Source organism: Anaeromonas gelatinilytica (assembly GCF_016820635.1).
In the GTDB taxonomy this organism is placed as follows: domain Bacteria; phylum Bacillota; class Clostridia; order Tissierellales; family SIT17; genus Anaeromonas; species Anaeromonas gelatinilytica.
In genome coordinates this window covers 1-4354 of the sequence record NZ_WSFU01000044.1, presented here as the reverse complement: position 1 = coordinate 4354, position 4354 = coordinate 1, and the positions used below count along the sequence as shown (strand labels likewise).

The window sequence follows — 4354 nt, the reverse complement described above, 5'->3', positions numbered from 1 at the left end:
ATACCATTAACCACAAATGGGAAAATAGATAAAAAGGCTTTACCTGAAATTGAATATGTAAGAGAAGATGAATATGTAGCTCCAACTACTGAAGTTGAAAAGATTCTTTGTAATATATTTGAAGAAGTTTTAGATGTTAAGCGAGTGGGTATAAAGGATAATTTCTTTGAAATAGGTGGGGATTCTATTAAGGCTATAAGGTTTACAACACTTTGTAAAAATCAAGGTTATAATATATCGATTAAAGATTTAATGAAAAAGGGCACTGTTATAGAACTAGAACAATTTTTAATGAATGAAAAACATAAGAAAGAAGCTAATAAGAAATATGAGAAAATAGATAAGATTCCAATGAATCCTCTTTTGAAGGAATTTATTTCTAATAATTTAAAAGATTCGAGAAATTTATGTCATATGTTACTTTTAGAATTTAAAGAATTCGATGAAGTTATTATTGATGCTTTAGATAGTGTGGTTAAGATTCATCCTATGTTAAGAGTTGAATATAGGGATGAGGAATTAAAAGTCATAGATGATTTTAATTGTGAAATTCCTACATATGATTTATGTAGATATGATGATGAAGATAAGCTTAAGGAACAGATTATAAATTTGTGTAAGAGGGTACAAATATCTCTTATGAATATGCAAGGGTTGTTATTTAAAGCAATTCTTATAAAGACTAGAATTAAGAACTACCTTTTTCTTTGTGGGCATAAAGTAGTTATTGATTCCTGGTCACTGAAAATTGTAGCACAAGAAATCAGAAAAAATTATGAGCTTTTATGTAAAGGTAGAAAAAATTTAGATATGAAAGAAAACATTTCTTATTTGAATTATATTAAAACTTTAGAAAATATTAAGAATGATAAAAATGTATTGGCTCAATTAGATTATTGGCTTCAAATTTCTAAGAGAGCAGTAGGTAGTAAGTTAGAGCCAGATAAGAATGATGAGAAAAATACTTTTTATGGAATGAAGTTTTCTATTAATGAAAAAGAAACAAGAGTATTATTAAATCTATCAGAAAGTGTATTAGGCATGAAAATTAATGAGGTTTTATTAGGAGCTTTTGCTATTGCAACTAAAAATCTTACAGGACAAAGAAGTGTATCTGTTACCTATGTAGATAAGGGAAGAAATATGGATAAAGTTTCAGATGATTTAGGTGGAATTGGAATTTATGAATTTAAGTATCCAATAGTTCTATCAATTTATGGAGAAAATGAAATTGAGATATTATGTGATGTTAAACGGGACTTAGATTATATTCCTGATAATGGTATTGGATATGGATGGTTATCTTTAGAGCATAATCATTTAAAGGAAAAGTTACAATCTACTGTTTTGTTTCATAGTCTTGACAAAACAGAATTAGAGGAGAAAAATTTAAAAATTAATGATTCTCAGGATATTAAGGATCAAGAAATATTAAAAAATAATTATATTTATGAAAAAATAGCATTTTATAGTTCTTATAAAAATAATAAGCTTAATTTTTATATAGAATTTGATGAATCAAAGTTTTCTAAGAATATGATGAATAGATTTGCTAGATATTATTTAAAAGCTTTGATAAGAATTTCGAAAGAATGTTTAAAATATGAAAAAGAAGATATATTGCTTTTAGATACAGGTACGAAGAGTATTAGAGATATTCATAAGGCTTTTTTTGAAGGATTAAAGTATTATGGTGAAGGGATAGTGGAAGAAAAATTTACATATAAATATGAACCATCTTTTTCACAGAAGATATTTTTAGATGATACTATTGGAGGAGGTTCTAGTGGACGTTTTGAGATACAAGGAGAATATACAATTGAGGAAGTTAGAAAGGCAATTTTAAGAATTGTATCCGAACAATCTGTACTAAGAACTCAATATTTAAAGGAAGAGAATATATTAATTGAATATAAACCATCAATGGACCATAAGATTCCAATAATAGATATTAGTGAGAATAGTGATAATGGAAATCAAAGAGAAAATCAGCTATATGCTATGGTTGAAAAGATAGGTTTAGATACAAGTAATCTATTAAAAGGGCCTTTGCTTAATAAAATTTGTATAATAAGAGTATCTAAAAGTAAATATGTAGTTTATATATTTATTCATCATGCTTTATGGGATATGACATCCTCATCAATTTTTGACCGAAGATTGAATCAATTATTAAAAGATTCTAAATTATATAGCAAAAGAGAAGATTTGCATGAGTATTCTCAAATTGTAGAGAATATTAGTGCAGAAGATAATTTTAAAAATATAAAATTTAATGAATTTATTGAAGCTGTTAACAATATGGAATTATTTTATAAAAACAGAAGTAAGATGACTGTATTCAAGGAGAAATATAGTGAAGACATTGTGAATGGTAAAGTGATGACTGGCCAACTTTCTACTATGCTTAAATTACTTGAATTTATAATTACTCGAGAACCTAATATGAAGTCAGTAAATAAGATACCAGTGATTATATTGCATCATGGCAGAAATTTAAATAATAGGAGAACTTTAGGACTTTTTCAAGAACCTAAATTTTTTGTAATGGACGTTAATGATATAAATAGACATACAAAAATTAGTGAACTTCTTGCTAATTCTCCTGAAAAATGTTTAGGTGCAAAGGATTTGAGTAAAGAACAGCAAAAATTACTTAATACTATAGGCAGAAGGATACCTAGTATAAATGCTGTAACTAGTTATGGTGATGATTCAGGTATTACAGCAGAAAGAACATTAGATTCAAATATAAAAAAAATAATGGGGTCAATTATGGGCTTTAAAGTACCGGTAAGTGTAAGATGTCAGTTTGCAGATGAGGGTGTAATAGTAACAGTAACAGGATTTAGGAATAGAGAAGAAGAAATTTTAGATGCTATGAATGAAATAATAATCCATGGGGATATTGACAGCTTAACAGTTAAGAAAAGTATGAGCAGTTAAGTAGAAGTTTGATCCTAGAGAGTGAGGTAAAAAATGTATAGATTAACAGAGAAACAAAAGCAGATTATAGATATTGAGAAGATGTTTGAAAATACCAGTATCAATACTTTGGGATTTGTTGCAGATTTTAAATTTCAATATTCTTATAAAGAGATAAATCAAGTATTAAACAATATAGTTAGATGTATAGATGCATTTCAAATAAGATATTTTGAAAAAGATAATATCTTGTATCAAAGGTTTGAAAATTTTCAATATGAAAATTTTCCTCAATTAGATTTTTCATATAGAGAACGAGAATATGAAGAATTTAAAAATAAGCATATGAGTAAATGTTATTTTCAGAAGGCTGAGAAACTTTATGATATCTATGTAATTAAGAAACCAAATGGAAAAATGGCTTTTGGAGTTTTTATGCATCATTCCATATCTGATGCTTGGTCATTAGTAGAGATATTTTCAAGGAAAGTATGCCAATATTTCCTTGGAAAGGAAGATTCGAAGGATTCAAATGAATCCTTTGAAAGTTATCTTAAGAATAGTTTAGAAGAAAAAAGTAATTCAGTTAGGATGGAAAGAAATAAAAGGTATTGGAATAGGGCTTTGGAAAATTATAATGGTATTAATCAATATCCTAAAATTTTTTCAACTGATGAATTATTAAGTAGAAGAAACTCTTTTATTTTAAGTCGAGAAGAAAGTGAATTAATAATGAAAGAGTCAAAAAATTGTGGAGTTACATTACCAGTTTTATTTCTGAGTTCTTTAATTTTACTTAAAACTTATGAAGCTCATTCGGAATCAGTTTCTATGGGAGTTGCCTTTTTAGGTAGAAAGAAGAAGGAAAGAAAGATATTTGGAGAATTTGTTCATTTATTGCCTCTATTAGTTAATGTAAATAAAGACATGAATGTTAAAGAATTTCTTTCCAACATTAGAGGACAGCAAATGAGTCTTTTTAAACATTCGGATTATTCTTATAATGATATTCTTAATTATGCTAATAGGGAATTAAAAGAGGATATGGATTTATTGGAAATAGGATATTCATTTCAAAATGCTAGCTATTATGCTGAGATCTCATCTGTTTTAGAAGATATACAATGGTTAAATAGTAATAATCAAAATATCCCATTGACTGTTCACGTAAGTGATAGGGCAAGTGAAAAAACATTAAGTTTAGATTATGATTATAGAATATCTTTATTTAATGAAGACGATATTGAAAGAATGCATCATAGATTAAAATATATAGCAAAGAAATTACTTGCTAATTATAACAAATCAAATTTAGCTATATTTGATATAGATATATTACCCTTCGAAGAAAGGAATGAAATTACTGAAGTCTTTAATGATGTTGAAATAGATTATAATAAGGACCTCAATATTAAGGAAATATTTGAAA

At 26.8% G+C, this 4354-nt stretch carries 2 protein-coding genes; both read left to right on the top strand.

What is annotated here, in order from left to right; translation table 11 throughout:
• Window positions 1-2946, top strand: a 2946-nt coding sequence (locus tag GOQ29_RS03440; protein WP_203371238.1) for a condensation domain-containing protein, incomplete at its 5' end; no start/stop codon positions are given.
• A gap of 33 nt (window positions 2947-2979) precedes the next feature.
• Window positions 2980-4354 (top strand): condensation domain-containing protein (locus GOQ29_RS03435; RefSeq protein ID WP_203371237.1); only part of this gene is annotated, 1375 nt, incomplete at its 3' end.